Source organism: Limibacter armeniacum (genome assembly GCF_036880985.1).
GTDB lineage: Bacteria > Bacteroidota > Bacteroidia > Cytophagales > Flammeovirgaceae > Limibacter > Limibacter armeniacum.
Map to the genome: position 1 here is coordinate 118,328 of NZ_JBAJNO010000002.1, position 16,912 is coordinate 135,239.

Genomic DNA, 16,912 nt, shown 5'->3' on the forward strand with positions numbered 1-16,912 from the left:
AATAGACATTGGACTTCCCAAGTGTGGGAAGTCCTTTTTTTATAAACATATGATGAAACAAGTTTTTATTTGGATAGCTGTGCTGGGGCTTATGTTTACAGCATGCGAAAAATCAGATAACCAGGAGATCGATCCAGTTGTTACATATCAGCTAGTAGAAGCTTCTCCAGTTCAGTTAGAACAGCCTTTTGAGATGACTCTTACATTTGATAAGGTTTATACCAATGGGCAGATAAATGTAAATGGATGGAATGGAGATATATATCCGATGCCGACAGGGTTTCAGAATGGAAGTGGTGATTTTAACACTGAGAATAAGGAGTTGATGGGTGTATCATTTGAGAAGCTAGAAATCTCTGAGCAGCAGGTGAAACTACAATGGTCTGACAAAACGAATGCTCGATTGCTTGAAGGGCCAGTGATCTATACGTATATATTGAACAAGCAATAAAAAATCACAAGTGTCTTAATATCTCTACCCCCTGAAGGAACTTCTTTCAGGGGGCTTTTTATGTGTGAAAGCTAAATAAGAGTAAAAATAATAGCCTTGACTTAACAGCTTCATACAAGGTGTCAGACAAAGTATTGATTTACGCAGAAACAAATAATCTATTGAACCCCCCAATAGAGTATTATTTAGGTGTATCTGAAAGACCTGCACAGGTAGAGTATTATAGGGTAAGAGGTCAAGTAGGAGTAAAGCTACAGGTGAGATAATAGATAGAAAGCTGTAACAAATCATATAATTGAGTTACTCTGAATTTATTTAGGGCAACTCAATTTTTTTGGACTAAAAGATAATGATATTGGCTGTTTTTAAATTTTTTAAAAAAGAAAATGGTTGCTTCCTTCTTCATACAAATAATTAAAATCTCTGTTTGGCAATAAAACAGCCTCGACCTCCCAATGACTCCTATCACAATTACAATATATACCCTCTTTAGACATAAGAATTTCAATCATTTTTCCTTTTATGCGTATATGTGCATGTTTTTAACTAAGTGTTAATGCATAATGTGCACGTTTTAAGAGGTGTTGCCTTTACCCTTGTTAAGTAGGGTGAAATGCCCCGAAAACGAATGAAAATGTTGATTTAGGTGGGTAATTTAGACTTATATAATGATAATTTGTAAACGCTTATTAACATTTGATTCATCGTGTTTGTTTGGTATTTGTAATTGAATGCGTATGTTTACGCAAAGGAATAGCTATAATGTGCACAAACAAGCATTTCTCAAATCATTTTATCACTAATAATAGGTATATGTAAGCGGATTTATGACTGTTCGCTTATTGTTGAGTGTATGTGCTGATTTTTTAGAGGGGGAGAGCATCTCAAGCCATTTTTAAAATTTGAAAAAATAATTTTATGGAACATGCTAGACCACTAAAGCAAAGGCTACAGATTCCTTTTATCAATCGGAGATCCTTACTGTTAATAGGGAGTATATTGATATTGTTTTCAGGATCTGCTTGGGCACAAATTACTGTCAAAGGAACAGTAAAAGATGAAAATAGTGAACCAATCCCTGGTGCATCTATCACAGTTAAGGACAAACCCACAGGTACCATTACAGACTTTGATGGTTTGTACACCATCACAAATCTAAAGTCAGATGATGTACTGCTTTTCTCATTTGTAGGGTATCAGTCACAAGAAATTAAAGTAGGTACACAATCGGTTATCAATGTACAGTTGGAGCCAGATATGATGGAGCTTTCTGAAGTAGTCGTCGTAGGCTACGGTACTCAGGAGAAAGTAAATGTGACAGGCTCAGTCTCGCAGGTAGATAGTGAGGTGATGTCAGGTGTGCCAACACCAGACGCTGTAGGAGCATTACAAGGTCGTATTGCTGGTGTGCAGATTACTTCACAAAATTCGCAGCCAGGTTCAATGCCGTCGATCCGTGTTAGAGGGGTTACTACCTTAGGTAGTAACAATGCACCTTTGGTGGTAATTGATGGGGTTCCTTCCTCATATGAAAACTTTGGTATGCTTTCTAATGGAGATATTGAGTCAGTCTCAGTATTGAAGGATGCAGCGTCAGCTTCCATCTATGGTGCAAGAGCTGCTGCAGGTGTTATTCTCGTTACGACTAAAAAAGGTAGTGGAGGTAAAACCAGAGTGAGTTATGAGGGATATGTAGGGGTACAAACCATGACACGTCGTCCTGAATATATGGATTCATACACTTGGGCACTGAAAGTAAATGAGGCAGCGCCATTGGATGGACAACCAGTTTATTTTACTGATGATATGCTGCAACAGATTAAAGACGGCTCAACCCCATACCGTTTTGCGAATACTGATTGGATAAACGAAGTATATGAGGCTACGGCGGTTCAGCAGTCCCATTACCTGAATGTTTCAGGAGGTAACCATAAAACAAGATATTTTGCTTCAATAGGTTACTTGGATCAGGATGGATTTTTTACTGGAAATGACAACTACAAACGCTACAATGCTAAGCTGAATATGTCTTCAGACTTATCAAAATATTTCAAGGTGAATGCCCAAATGAACTATACCCGTCAGGAACGTAATAGGTCAGCTGACTGGTGGAGGGTAACACAAGCGATGAATATGCCCAATATTGTTCCTGCTTATTATGAAGATGGATCATATGGTGTTCATAAGCCTTGGGATGGAGGATTTGTTGAAAACCCACTGCTATACATGAATACAGGTGACTTGAAAGGACTTACCAATACTTTACAATCCTTCTTGAGTGTTGATTTTAAGCCTTTCAAGGGAATGACTATCACAGGTAGAACTTCGATGAACTACCGTAACTATGAGCAGAATGCTTTCTACGCTAACCAAGATTTTATCCGTTACGACGGGCAGGTTATGAGTAATTCACTTATTGCCAGAGCAGAAGAGCTTTGGAGCAATGACTTGAGAATGGTAAATGACCTAGTAGCCAACTACCAAATTGAACTGGGTAGTCATAACCTGGGTGCCATGGTTGGTATTGCTGAAGAGTTTTTCAGATATGATGAGATCAGTGCAAGACGTACCGGTTTTGCTAACAATGAATTGAACGAACTGGCACCGGGTAATCAGTCAGGACAGATTGGTACATCTACAGCATATGATTGGGCGCTACATTCCTACTTTGGACGCTTCAACTATAGCTATTCTTCCAAATATTTGATGGAGGTCAACTTGAGGGTTGATAATTCATCACGATTTGCACCTGAAAACCGTAGGGCCTTGTTCCCTTCAGCATCACTTGGTTGGAGAGTTACAGAAGAACCCTTCTTTGCTGATAATGTATCAACCAAAACTATCTCAGACTTAAAATTGAGGTTGTCTGTAGGTACACTTGGTAATCAGAATGTGACAGGGTACTATCCTTATATTCCATTGATTGGTTCTGCAGACTACCCTTTCAATAATGAAATGACGATTGGTAAGGCTCAGAACTCTATGACGGTAGAAGATATTACATGGGAGACGACGACTACTTATAACTTGGGTGCTGATATTGATTTCCTTGACGGAAAATTGGGTGCAAGTTTTGACCTTTTCAAGAAAGTTACGGACGATATTTTGCTTCAGTTGCCGGTTTCTTCCACAGCAGGATTGGATAACCCATTCATCAATGCGGGTCAGTTGGAGAACAATGGATGGGAAATAGACCTCAGGTACAGCGATGAAACGCAAGGAGGTTTCAAGTACAGTATTGGTGGAAACGTAGCCAGATTTGAGAACAAGATTACCAACCTTGCAGGGGCTTATTCAGACTACTCTCAAGCATTTAGAGAAGGTGATCCGATTGGGTCAATATATGGATACAGGTCATTGGGTATCTATAGAGACCAAGCACAGGTAGACCTTGATAACAGAGCATTGAATGGTGAACAAGATGCCATTGCTTCAGGGGGTGTAGGTCAAACCCGAGAAGTACAACTTGGAGATTTGCGTTTCGAAGATGTGAATGGCGATGGCATGATTGACTATCAGGATATCGTTAACATTGGCAACACGCTCCCTAAAATTACATATGGAGTTAACTTTGATGCCTCTTACAAGAACTGGGACTTTTCAATGTTCTGGCAGGGTGCGGCCGATATTGATGGCTATGTAGGTAAGTCAATTTATCCAACAAGTATCAATAGTAACTTCCGTGACTTTATGGAAGACAGCTACAACTATGAGAACAATCCTGATGGCGAATATCCTCGCATCTCTATTAATGAAAATACACAAAGTGGACAAATCTCAGATTTCTGGGTACAAAGTGCTTCTTACCTGAGGTTGAAAAACTTACAGATTGGCTATAACCTTCCTGAAGAAGCATTGTCAAAACTAGGAATGTCAAAGTGTAGAATATATGTATCTGGTCAAAACCTGCTGACTTTCACAGGGTTTGATGAAGGTTTTGACCCTGAGATGGTGGCGCCAATGAATGACGATGGTTCATTTGGAGGTAATTCTTCAGACTACCGTGCCCAATTCTATCCGACAGTAGCTGTTTATTCAGGAGGTGTTCAAATTACTTTTTAATCTTCAAAATTAATTAGATCATGAAAAAAGTATTTTATAGCATATTGAGTCTCGTGTTGGCAGTTACAATTATTGGCTGCTCAGAACTGGATTTAGACCCCAAAGATGAACTTTCCGATGAGTCATTTTGGAAGACCCAAAGTGATTTTGAAATGGCTTTGGTTGGATGTTATCAAGGCCTTGATGGTCGCTACAAAATGTTCTGGGTCAATTCTCAGGACATCTTCCAGGATTTAATGACTGATTTATGTCAGGGAGGTATTTATGGAGGTGACCAGATTGCGGCTGGTACGCATCAGCCAGATAACGATTTCCTGAACAATATTTGGGATGAAACCTATCAGGGCATTCGTAAATGCAACAACTTTTTTGAGCAGGGAGAGGCTGCGATTGAAGCTGGCGACGTAAGTGCTGATGACTTGAAAACGATGAACGGAGAAGTACGCCTGATACGTGCAAGTCAGTATTATAGGTTAGCTAAAATTTGGGGCAATGCACCTATGCCTACTACTACTTTGGATAGGGATGAGGCCAATAGTATTAGCGAAACTTCTTATGATGAAATTATCAGTACTGTAATCTCAGAGCTTAAAAAGGCTGCTGAAGAACTTGGTGATTTTGAAGGGGGTGATAACCGATTGACCAAGTATGGTGCTTATGCCTATCTGGTAAGAGTGTATATGGATCAGGAAGATTGGGAAAATGCGTCAAGCTATGCAAAAATGATCATCGACTCTGGAGAGTATGCCCTTTATACAGAAGGTGGACCAGACAAGGCTTATTTCAACTTGTTTACCCCAATGGGAAACAATACCAAGGAAGCTATTGTCGCACATAACTTTACCAGTAATACTTGGGATTACTCGCATGGTACTTTTGAACAGGCAAGCATGTGGGGTTTGCAGAGACCTACTGCCAGGTTCTTGGATATGGTATTGAGCAAGGATGGCAAGTTTGTAGAGTTTGTAGACGAAACAACAGGTGAATCGCTGACACCTATTTTGCCAGAAGATGAGCTGATCATTGAGGCAGTTGGCAAAGAGCAAAGAGTGATTCCAAGTATAGTAGACCCTGATCACTTCAGTTTGATAGAGGACGATAGGGACCCTCGCTGGAAACAGCTGCTGATGCCATTTTCAGGGTTTAAGGCAAGCTCATGGGAGTCAGGTGCCAGTACCAATGAAACGGTGTCATCACTTAGATTTATCAAGGGTTTTGATGATGGCGCTGCCGCAACCTATTACTACAATAGCCAAAAGCATGTAATCCGTCTGGCTGAGATTTACCTTTCATATGCGGAAGCTCAAAATGAAATAGGCAATACAGATGAGGCTATCAACTATGTAAACCTTGTACGTGCTCGTGTAGGTATGGTAGATGCGCCACTGGGACTTACGCAAGATCAGGCAAGAGAGATCATCCGTAGAGAGCGTTGTGTGGAGCTAATCGATGAAGGACAGCTTTACTTTGATTACAAACGCTGGAAATTTAATGACCAAAACTATCTGGAAATGACTACCAACCGAAATGGAGGTGTTCATCCAGCAGGTTTTGAGACAGTAGTTATTGATGAGGGTGCAGGAGTCAAAGGATTCAACTTATCCAACAGGATGAATACATACCTTGAAAGAAACTATGTTTCTCCAAGAAATGACAACTGGCCTTATCCAGTAAATGAAGTACAAATCAACCCTAACCTTGGACAGAAGCAAGGTTGGTAATATCTTATATGAATTAAAGAGGATCGAGTTTCATTTTGGAGTGCCAACTAGGGGGTCAGCATATCGCTCCTCTAGTTGGAGTACTCTAAAGTGTCCTTAAATATTTTTTATTGCTGTTTACTGTACCTCTTATAAATACTTAATCACACCTGAGATTAAGTATAAAGCAGTAAACAATTTTTGAAATGGGAAGAAAGTGCCAAGTGGGTGCCCCTGTCAGCTAGCATGAGGAATTTGAACGAGATGAAGACGAAAAATTTACTATTACTTTTTTGTATCCTTCCAGTGCTGTATTCATGCAGCAAATCATGGGAAGATGAATCTTTACCAAGTATTGAGAGAGCTCAACTGCTAATTTCGGAGATGACTTTGGAAGAAAAAGTCCGTCAGATGAATATGACGCGTGGAGAGTACTTGATGGTGGATGCAAAACCTGACGAAGATAAGATGAAGATGTATCTTGGTGAGTTAGGTATAGGTTCGATCCATGATTTATTTACAGATAACGCAGAGGATTATAACCGAATTCAGAAAGCAACCATTGAAAGTTCCCGACATGGAATTCCAGCATTGGTAATGGAGGAAATGCTACATGGATTTAGTTATAAAGGATCTACAGTGTTTCCAATGCCTATTGGGTTAGGGGCTATGTGGAATCCTGAGCTAATGGAAAAGGTAGGAAAAGTAATTGGTACTGAAGCTCGTATTCATGGTGCCCATGTATCATTGGGACCCACACTTGGTATTGGTAGGGAACCTCGATGGGGACGTGTGGCTGAAACTTATGGAGAAGACACCCATTTGAATGCCGAGATGGCTGTTTCCATGTTGAAAGGAATGGGAGGGCTAGACCCAACAAGTAAATTTTCTATGCTTGGCGGTCCCAAGCACTTTGCTGTTCATTCCGCTCCATTGACAGGTTCAAATGCTTCACCTGTGTTGTTAGGTGAGCGTACTTCCCGCACTGATTTTTTGCCTGTTTTTGAGAGGGCTATCAAAGAAGCCGGTGCTGTCAATGTCATGTCTTCTTACTCCGAGCTCGATGGTGTGCCATGTACAGGGAACGAATGGCTACTGACAGATGTGCTTCGCAATGAATGGGGATTCGATGGTTTTACGGTTTCTGACCTTGGGGCAATGCGTTTTCTGTGGAACGTACATCACTTTGCAGAATCACCAAAAGAGGCTATCCGAAAAGCAACCATTGCAGGGATGGACATGCAGTTTTATGACTTCACAGATTCAGTCTATCAAGCAACGCTTATTGAACTTGTAGAGGAAGGGAAACTGGATGTAAAATATATAGACAGGGCTGTAACAGGTATCCTGAATACCAAATTCAAGTTGGGACTGTTTGAAGATCCATATATTGAACAGAAAAATCTTGACGATTACTTCCATAATAAAGGGCATCAGGATATTGCTTATGAAGCAGGAGTAGAATCTATTGTACTATTGGAGAACAATGGTATTCTGCCTCTGGATAAAAAGAAATACAAGGAAATTGCCGTATTGGGAGCACTGGTGGAAACGCTGGAAATGGGAGGGTATTCTCCTAAAGAATCTGCTGGTAAAGGCATTTCAATATTAGATGGATTGAAAAAAGCAGCTCCTGAAATTGACTTTACTTTTACGCAAGGCGCTAATATAGTAGAGAGGGGTGGCGTAGTTCCGGCTAAGTATATTTTCCATGACAATGGCCAAAAAGGTTTCAAAGCAAAATTTTATAATAACACCGATTTGGAAGGTGAGCCAGCATTTACAGCCATACATAATGAGGTTGATTTTGAGTGGCCTTGGAATCCATACCCAGGTGTAGAGGACGACTATTTCTCGGCATCATGGGAAGGTTATATAGAAGTTGACCACGATATGGAAGGCTGGGTCGGTACTTCCTCCGATGATGGCTCTCGCTTGTTTATTGATGGTGAACTTGTACTAAACGCATGGAAAGGAAGCACTTATATTGCCAAAACACCTTTCACCTTTAAAAAAGGGCAGAAGTATAAAATCCGTTATGAATTTTTTGATTACGGATGGCATGCATCAGCATCACTTCGTTGGTCTGAGACAGAAAACGATATTCTGAATGCTGTTCGTTTAGCAAAGTCAGCAGACCTGTCCATTATTGTTGTAGGGGAAAATGAGCGCACGGTAAGTGAAAACAGGGATGTCTCGTCTCTTGACCTTTCAGGTAACCAGTTGGAATTGATAAAGCAAGTAGCAAGTTTGGGCAAGCCTTATGTGGTCGTACTGCAAAATGGACGTCCACTGTCCACCAATTGGGTTTCTGCCAATGCTGATGCCTTGCTAGAGGCATGGTTTGCAGGAGAGAAAGGCGGAAAAGCGATTGCCGATGTTTTGTTTGGCAACCAGAACCCTTCAGGCAAATTGCCTATATCTGTAGCAAAAAGTGTAGGGCAATTGCCTATTTACTATAACCAAAAACCTACCACTATCCACCGCTATGTAGATGTGGATGACAAACCACTTTACCCTTTCGGTTATGGCCTGTCATACTCAACATTTGCCTACAATAACCTCAAGATAGCTGTAGAGGAAGATCAGGACGATTTTGAAGTGAAAGTAGCTGTGGAAGTGACCAACACTTCAGAAGTGGATGGTAAAGAAGTTGTTCAGCTTTACACAAGTGATCTTTTTTCTTCAGTAACTGTTGCTAGGATAGCCTTGAAGAAATTTGAAAAGGTGCTGATCAAAGCAGGGGAGACCAAGACCATTGAATTTGTCTTGACGAAAGAAGATCTCAAGCTCTGGAATCTGGACAAGAAATGGGTTGTGGAAAGCGGTGAGTTTACAGCAATGGTTGGCACAAATTCTACTGACCTGATAAAAGAAAACTTTAAACTAAATAAAGATTACAGTATATGAAAAAGTGGATACTTACCGCTGTGGCAGCAGCGATATCGTTGACTTCCTATGCACAATGGAAAGATAAGGAGTTTGTATTGGATCAGGATCCTCTGGTACAGAAGAAACTGGAAGAATGGTCTGACCTGAAGCTAGGCTTTTTCGTACACTGGGGCCCATACGCAACTGAGTCACTTTGTGAGTCTTGGCCAGTGGTTTCTGAAGATGTTGATTGGCTGACGCCACATAAGGATATCAAGTCATTCAGGGAACATTATTTCAATGACTTGCCCAAGAAATTTAACCCTACAGAATTTGACCCTGAAAAGTGGGCACAGCTGGCGGAGGATATGGGAGCGAAGTATTTTGTTTTTACAACAAAACACCACGATGGGTTTACCATGTGGGATACCAAGCAGACTGACTATAGGATCACTAATCCAGAGTACCCTTACGCTTCCAATAAGAATGCAGACATCACCAAGGTTTTGTTTGATGCCATGCGTGCAAAAGGGATGATGATTGGGGCTTACATTTCCAAACCGGATTGGCATCATCCAAATTATTGGACACCTTCATTTGATACGCCGGGCAGAAATGTAAACTACAAGATTGAACGCCATCCTGAATGGTGGAAGAAGTTTACAGACTTCTGGCTTGGACAAGTCACTGAATTGATGACTGGATACGGTGATATTGACATCCTTTGGCTTGATGGAGCATGGGCAACAAAAAGCAACCGTGGTCAGGATATGCGCATGGATGAAGTAGGAGAGATCAGCCGTAAGCATCAGCCGGGTATCATGATCGTAGACAGATGGATTGGAGGTAAATGGGAAAACTACCGTACCCCTGAGCAGCATGTACCTTCTGAATCTGAGGACAAAATCTATTGGGAAACCAATATGACTGTGGGAACTTCATTTTCATACCGAGCTGAAGAGACAATCTGGAAAGATGGTAGAGAGATTACGCATAAACTCATTGATGTCGTAGCCAAAGGGGGAAACTTCCTGCTGAATTTGGGTGCTTCACCTGAAGGATGGTTCAATCCGGAAGGAGTGCAGTATGTACGTGAAATGGGAAAATGGTTGGAAGCAAACGGAAAAGCCATCTATGCTACCAGAGCAATTGCACCATTTGCAGAAGCCAATGTACGTTATACCAGGTCTAAGGATGGTAATACGGTATATGCTATTGTACTTCAGGAAGAAGGAGAAAATATATCGCAGATTACTTTACCGGGTTGCCTTGCAGCAAAAAATGCAGTGATCAAAGATGTTGCAACTGGTAAGCGTATTAAGTATTCACGTCAAGGAAATTCAACATTGGTGAGTTTACCGCAAAAATCAGGAGTGGGTAATTTTGCTATTGCACTTGAAATCTCTTCAGTAGAGAAAATGGCAGGCAAAAATTATGGTAAGTCACAGGCACAGAAAGAGGCGGAAAAAAGGAACCTATAATGAAGAAATTATTAGTTGTATTCATGTTACTGGGGGCTGTCGTACAGGCGATAGCCGCTGGTGACCCAAAACCATATAATGAACGGATGCAGTGGTTCAAGGATGCAAAACTGGGCATCTTTATCCATTGGGGACTTTATTCCGTGGGAGATGTCAGTGAGTCTTGGTCAATGTATCATAAACGTATCTCTTGGGAGGATTATATGAAAGGGCAGGCCAAGGAGTTTACTGCTTCTGAATATGATCCGAAAGCTTGGGCTAAACTTTTTAAGGAAGTAGGGGCAGATTATGTTGTAATGACCTCTAAGCATCACGATGGTTTTGCTCTTTGGGATACAAAATATTCTAGTGTCAATGCGAAGCAGTTTGCTGCGGTTGGTCAGGATGTCTATACACCGTACGTGGAAGCTGTAAGGGCAGAAGGTATGAAAGTAGGTGTTTATTATTCGCTTTGTGACTGGTCACATCCGGATTATACCCCCATCACTTTTGATAGGCCAGAGAAGGAATTGCGTAAGCTCTACCCACAACAGCGTCATGAGAAATACCTGACGCAGTGGCAACGATTTACCAAATTCAATTTCGCTCAGCTTAAGGAGCTTTTTGACCGTTACCAACCTGACTTGATGTGGTTCGATGGTGATTGGGAACATAAGGCAGATGAATGGCCCTCAAGGGTCGTAAAGGATTCGCTTCTATCATGGAACCCCGATGTGATCGTCAATTCCCGTTTGAACTGGTATGGGGATTATAATACACCGGAGCAGGATCCTCCAGTAATTGCACCTGACAGGCCTTGGGAACTATGCATTACGATGAATGAATCATGGGGATACCGCAAGGATGACCATAACTATAAGTCATCCAAGTATCTGATCGAGACATTTGTTCGCTCAGTAGCCAAAGGTGGTAACATGTTGTTGGACATTGGACCAAAAGCAGATGGATCAATTCCTGAAGAACAGTTGAAGATACTTGAAGATGTAGGGGAGTGGTATGGAAAACACGAATCGGCAATCAAAAATACGGTTCAGGGTATCCCATACGGTCATTTTGATGGGGAGACGACAGTATCTGGCGATGGCAAAACGATTAACCTTTTTTTGATGGGAGGGTTAAAGGACTTCACAACGCTTAGAGGCGTGAAAGGAAAAGTCAAGAGCATCAAACTAGTGGGAAGTGGTAAGTCGCTTCGCTATCAGGTAGTTGACTCAGCTCCTTGGAATGATATTCCTGGTATCATCCAGATTTTCTTTGACAATGCAGAAGAGGATTCATTCGTCACTGTAGTGTCAGTTGAATTGGAAGAGCCTTTTGAATTGTACCGTGGTATTGGCCATTCGGTAGAGATGAATGACTAATACAAAAGATATAAAGACCAGATGTGTCTATGAGAAAATTGTCAGGATACCCTGATAAACAGTACACTTCTTTTTGAGTGAGTAGCAGAAGGAGTGAATAAAGATCACCAAATAAAATAAACCGCCATAGGCTTTGCCGATGGGGGTTTTGTGGTTATACGCTTATTATAAATTGATAATTGAAAGCTATGAATTATAATCGTTTTTACTTGCCTATATACATCTTACTTACAACACTGTTGGCTTGTGCTTGTCAGGTACAGTCAGGTCAAGTTGTTGTATCCAAAGCAGAAGTAATTCCACAACCAGCATTCATTGAGTATGGTCAGGGGTATTTTAATCTAAATTCAGCGACACCGATTCTTTATCCCGAGAATGATGTAGCACTTGAGAAAACGGCAAGATTACTACAGGGATTTATTAAGGCCTCTCTTGGGTTTGAGCCCGAAGTGAGAATTGGAGATAAACAAGCGGAGGGTATTGTGCTGGTTTCAGAAAACAAGGGTGAAGCTGAAGCTTATGAGCTGGAAGTAAACGACAAGCAAATCCTGATTACTGGAGCATCAGCCAAAGGAGCTTTCTATGGTATTCAGACATTGAGGCAATTGATTCCAGCCCATTCGGATAAGGTCGTGCGTATTGCAGCAATGCATATTAAAGATGCCCCTCGTTTTTCCTATCGAGGTATGCATCTTGATGTCAGCAGGCATTTTTTTGATACATCTTTTGTGAAGCAATATATTGACCTGATTGCGATGCATAAGTTAAATACATTTCATTGGCACCTGACGGATGATCAGGGGTGGCGTATCGAAATAAAGCAATATCCTAAGCTTACCTCTATCGGGAGTAAACGAAAGGAAACCTTGGTAGGTCATGCGGATAGGAGTAAAGAGTATGATGGTCAGCCTTATGGAGGATACTATACGCAAGACGAGATAAAGGAGGTGATTAAATATGCTTCGGACAGGTATATCACCATTATACCTGAAATTGAAATGCCAGGACATGCTTTGGCTGCGCTGTCTGCCTATCCTGAACTTGGTTGTACAGGTGGTCCGTATGAAGCGGCAACGACCTTTGGTGTTTTTGATGATGTATTCTGTGCAGGCAATGACAGTACATTCCATTTCATTGAAAATGTATTGGATGAAGTAATGGCTCTATTCCCGAGTGAATACATCCATGTTGGAGGTGATGAATGTCCAAAGGCTTCTTGGGAAAAATGTGCGAAGTGTCAGGCACGAATCAAGGCAGAAGGGCTCAAAAATGAGCATGAGCTGCAGAGTTATTTTATCACAAGAATGGAAAAGTACCTGAACAGCAAAGGGAGACAAATCATAGGTTGGGATGAAATTCTGGAAGGAGGTTTGGCACCAAATGCGACCGTGATGTCTTGGAGAGGAATGGAAGGTGGCATCGATGCGGCAAAGAGCAAGCATAATGTGATAATGGCACCCAATAGCCATATGTACTTTGATGCCTATCAATCCTTGAATAAGGAAACAGAACCGTTGGCGATAGGAGGGTATTTGAATGTAGAGAAAGTCTATAGCTTTGAACCTGTTCCGGAAGCCCTTGAAGAAAGTGAGCAAGGATACATCATTGGGGCACAGGCAAACTTATGGACAGAATATATTGCAACTCCAGAGCATGTCGAGTATATGGTGCTTCCTAGGATGGCAGCCTTATCTGAAGTGCTGTGGTCTGATAAAAAAGTAAGGGATATTGATTCATTCAAGCCTCGATTGCTGCACCTTATAAATTATTATGGGGAGATGAGATTGAACTATGCCAAACATATTTTTGATGTGGATATAGAAACGGTAGCAAATGCAGAAACAGGAAAAGTTGAAGTGAAACTTTCTTCATTCAGTAATGGGGAATTGTACTATACAATAGATGGTTCTGAGCCTGATGAGAAGAGTAATCAATACACAGGTAAGGTCTTGGAAATTGATGACAATTCGGTGTTCAAAGCTGTTAGCTTTTTCAATAATAAAAAGGGTGTTACCAAGACGGAGGCCATTCCACTAAGTAAGTCAAGTTTTAAACCATTGACCTTGCTGTCACAACCTTCTTCGAGGTACCAAAAATTTGTTTCTGCATTGAACGATGGATTAAGAGGCACTATGATTTTTGGCAATGGAGCTTGGGTCGGCATCAATCAAGGCAACCTTGAGGCGTTAATTGATTTAGAAAAGAAAGAGCCTGTTTCTAGGGTAAAGGTAGGAACCTTGGTTCAGGCAGGAAGTTGGATCATGGGAGCACGTTCACTCAAAGTTTATAGTTCGTATGATGGTCAGGGCTTTACGCTACTTGCTGCTAAAACATATCCAGAAACCAAGCAAGGTTCCAAGGATACGATTGTAGACCTTGAAGTCAATTTTGAAGCAGTTAATACCCAATACTTAAAAGTAGTAGTTGAAAGGCAGGGTAAACTTCCAACATGGCATACTGGAAAAGGAAAAAATGCTTACCTGTTTGTGGATGAGATTATAGTTGAATAATATAGTATAAACGCTAAGTTTTAATAGCAGTGACCCCTTTGGAATATGCTCAATTCTAAAGGGGTTTTATTTTTTACTGCAAATAATTTTCTTGAATAGAAAGTGATGAATCTTGCTGTTTTTGGTCAGGTTTATCGATCACAATAACTCTTCTAATACAGATGTAATGATCACATAAATAGAGGTATTGGCAGCTTTTTTATTCTAAAAGAAATGGAATAATTATATTAGATAGATCTAAAAATTATGAAATAAGCGCTAAGGAATTTTAAAACCTCTTGCTACAGACTTCTAGTATTATGAATATAAAAAAAGCAGTTGCTTTTATAGCAGGCCCTTTTGCATTTATAACAGTTAGCTTATTGGAGTTACCGGGTTTGTCTTCTGAAGGTCAGGCTGTATTGGCTTCAACCATTTGGGTAGGAATTTGGTGGATGACGGAAGCTGTTGAGCTAGAGGTGACTTCTTTACTTCCCATTTTGTTGTTGCCTTTGTCTGGCGCTATGAAGATTGGAGAGGTGACCACTTCCTATGGTCAAAGCTATATATTCTTGTTTATGGGCGGATTTATAATAGGTCTTGCCGTAGAGAAGTGTGGACTGCATAAACGGATCGCCTTTTCAATCATCCATTTTATCGGTACTGGTCCCAAAAAAGTAGTATTGGGATTTATGATCGCCACAGGGTTTTTGTCTATGTGGATATCGAATACCGCTACCGCCATTATGATGCTGCCCATTGCTTTATCCTTATCAGGAGAGGGGCATGACAAGTTTAGTACCCATTTGCTTTTAGGAATTGCATATGCAGCGTCAATTGGAGGCATGGCTACTTTGATTGGAACTCCTCCAAACATCATATTTGCTGCCGTTATGAAAAATTCAGTTGGAGTTGAAATACCTTTTGTAAACTGGATGCTTTTTGCATTTCCATTTTCATTTATCCTTATAATAGCCTGCTGGTGGTATCTTACTCGCTCATTTATTTCAAATCAGGACATCAGCTTAGTGATTCCTGAGAAACCAAGACAAATGGATATTGCTCAAAAAAGAGTCTCCCTGATATTTGGTTTGGTGGCATTGCTTTGGATCATCCGCTCTTTTCTGCTTAGCAAGCTTATTCCAGGAATTGATGATACCGTAATAGCCATGTTCGGTGGACTTATACTTTTTATTATACCGTCAGGTAAATCAAGAGAAACGCTGATGGACTGGAAAACAGCTAAAACTTTACCTTGGGGTATCCTTTTGATGTTTGGCGGAGGACTGGCAATAGCGAAAGGGTTTTCAACAACAGATTTAGCAACTTGGTTAGCAGGTTGGTTTAGGGAGTTAGATTTCTTGCCAGTTATATTAATAACATTAACGGTAGTAGCCTCTACCAATTTCCTAACGGAAATGACTTCCAATACAGCAACAGCTAGTATGTTGTTACCGCTTTTGATCACATTAAGTGCTTCATTAAACATGCCCCCTGTAATTTTAATGTCGGGTGCTGTGTTAGCCTCTTCATGTGCCTTTATGCTCCCAGTTGCCACTCCACCAAATGCAGTGGTTTTTAGCTCTGGAAAGATCAAGATACAGCAAATGATTCATACTGGTTTTTGGTTGAATATTGTATCAATTGTTTTGATCTTACTCTTTTCTACTTATGTCGGTCCGATGTTGTTAAGTATTGAGTAACAGCAATAAGATAGAGAAGTGATTGATTATAAAACTAATTCAATAGCAGGTCTTGTAAGGGAACTCTAAAAGTTTGTTCAATAGATAGTTACACTTCCAAAAAATAACGGCATAGGATTAATTAACCCTATGCCGTTATACAGTAAGAAAGCAATTTTATTACTTTCCTTCTCCTCCATCATCGTTGTTAGAGGCAATTTCTTTGATCTCTTCTTCGCTCAGACCGTCAAGTACGCTTGAACTTGAAGTTTGCTCCTCTGCTAGCTCTTGCTCATTTTTTTCAACCTCTTCGTTTTGGGCTTTATTTGTCATTTTAGTAGAAAGTTTATTATGAAAAAATAATACGATTTCACCTATTGTGTAGGTTGTTTTTAAATGTCTATCATTTATTGTAATGAGGCAAGTATTCTATTGTTTTTTTTAGTATTAATTGAATTTATCAGTCGTAACTTACCTATTAATTTGATATTAATATGCTGATATATAGTTAAATATATGTTGCCAGCAGCTATTGAAAGATGTATATAAATAAGTATAGGTGATTGTTGTTGTTGAAATCAAAATGATAAGAATGAAAGAATAACTTACTCTTTACTTTTTTTCTACTCATAAATAGAAGCTTCTTGGGGTATTACTATAGTAAAGAGACAAACCTTAGTTTTCAGTCCGTAATACAAAACATCATAAGTTTGTGTTGAAAGGTAGTTTTAAATGTCTATAGTTATCTATTATCAATAACCTATACTTTTAAAGTAATAATCAGAATAGCAATGGTTTATATATATCATTTAGAT

Annotated in this window: 9 protein-coding genes; 8 read left to right on the plus strand and 1 reads right to left on the minus strand. The window is 40.3% G+C overall.

Going from position 1 to position 16,912, the window contains the following annotated elements:
* The first annotated feature begins 49 nt into the window (after positions 1-49).
* The 8 genes from V6R21_RS01660 to V6R21_RS01695 all read left to right on the plus strand — a co-directional run bounded on the left by V6R21_RS01660 (position 50) and on the right by V6R21_RS01695 (position 16,118).
* Complete coding sequence (locus V6R21_RS01660) at positions 50-451, plus strand: hypothetical protein (RefSeq protein WP_334240272.1); 402 nt, start codon at positions 50-52, stop codon at positions 449-451.
* Between the two features lie 918 nt (positions 452-1,369).
* Positions 1,370-4,513 (plus strand): SusC/RagA family TonB-linked outer membrane protein, encoded by a 3,144-nt coding sequence (locus V6R21_RS01665; RefSeq protein ID WP_334240274.1) that lies wholly within the window; start codon positions 1,370-1,372, stop codon positions 4,511-4,513.
* A 20-nt stretch (positions 4,514-4,533) separates the two neighbouring features.
* A complete protein-coding gene (locus V6R21_RS01670; RefSeq protein WP_334240276.1) occupies positions 4,534-6,234 on the plus strand; it encodes a RagB/SusD family nutrient uptake outer membrane protein in 1,701 nt (566 codons plus the stop codon).
* A gap of 243 nt (positions 6,235-6,477) precedes the next feature.
* On the plus strand, positions 6,478-9,123 hold the full coding sequence (locus tag V6R21_RS01675; RefSeq protein ID WP_334240278.1) for a glycoside hydrolase family 3 N-terminal domain-containing protein: 2,646 nt from the start codon (positions 6,478-6,480) through the stop codon (positions 9,121-9,123).
* Positions 9,120-10,565 carry an alpha-L-fucosidase gene (locus V6R21_RS01680; protein ID WP_334240280.1) on the plus strand — a complete coding sequence of 482 codons (1,446 nt, stop codon included), beginning with the start codon at positions 9,120-9,122 and terminating at the stop codon, positions 10,563-10,565. The genes V6R21_RS01675 and V6R21_RS01680 overlap by 4 nt, the downstream gene beginning before the upstream one ends.
* Positions 10,565-11,926, plus strand: a complete 1,362-nt coding sequence (locus V6R21_RS01685; RefSeq protein WP_334240281.1) for an alpha-L-fucosidase — start codon at positions 10,565-10,567, stop codon at positions 11,924-11,926. The genes V6R21_RS01680 and V6R21_RS01685 overlap by 1 nt, the downstream gene beginning before the upstream one ends.
* Positions 11,927-12,114: 188 nt before the next feature.
* Positions 12,115-14,436, plus strand: a complete 2,322-nt coding sequence (locus tag V6R21_RS01690; RefSeq protein WP_334240284.1) for a glycoside hydrolase family 20 protein — start codon at positions 12,115-12,117, stop codon at positions 14,434-14,436.
* A 299-nt stretch (positions 14,437-14,735) separates the two neighbouring features.
* The gene (locus V6R21_RS01695) at positions 14,736-16,118 is read left to right on the plus strand and encodes an SLC13 family permease (RefSeq protein ID WP_334240286.1); all 1,383 of its coding nucleotides are present in this window, start codon (positions 14,736-14,738) and stop codon (positions 16,116-16,118) included.
* Between the two features lie 159 nt (positions 16,119-16,277).
* On the opposite strand, the gene V6R21_RS01700 is transcribed toward V6R21_RS01695, so the two are convergent.
* A complete protein-coding gene (locus V6R21_RS01700) occupies positions 16,278-16,430 on the minus strand; it encodes a hypothetical protein (RefSeq protein ID WP_334240287.1) in 153 nt (50 codons plus the stop codon).
* Between the last annotated feature and the right edge of the window lie 482 nt (positions 16,431-16,912).